Origin of the sequence: Vibrio sp. HI00D65, assembly GCF_001635455.1 — a bacterium.
Taxonomy (GTDB): Bacteria; Pseudomonadota; Gammaproteobacteria; order Enterobacterales; family Vibrionaceae; genus Vibrio.
On record NZ_LWEH01000369.1, the window covers coordinates 1 to 349 of the forward strand.

A 349-nucleotide genomic window follows, 5' to 3' on the forward strand; every position below is an offset into this window, starting at 1 on the left:
GTGGTGGCGCAATTGTAAACATCGGTTCTATGTGGGCACACCAAGCAATTAAAGCAACGCCTTCTTCAGCTTACTCAATGCAGAAAGCGGCACTACATGCACTAACAAAAAACTTGGCCATTGAACTAGGTGACCACGGTGTACGTGTAAACGCAGTGGCTCCAGCAGTCGTAATGTCGACAATTTATAAGTCATTCATCGCTGAAGATGAGATTGAATCTGCACTACAAGGTTTTAACGACTTCCACCCAATCGGTCGAATTGGTTCTACAGACGATGTTGCTGACGCGATTGAGTACCTACTATCGAATAAGTCTTCTTGGGTAACGGGCACGATTCTAAATGTCGA

1 protein-coding gene is annotated in these 349 nt (G+C 45.0%); it reads left to right on the forward strand.

The features are described from left to right. On the forward strand, window positions 1–349 hold a 349-nt coding region (locus A3712_RS21345; protein WP_157618837.1), incomplete at both ends, for an SDR family NAD(P)-dependent oxidoreductase.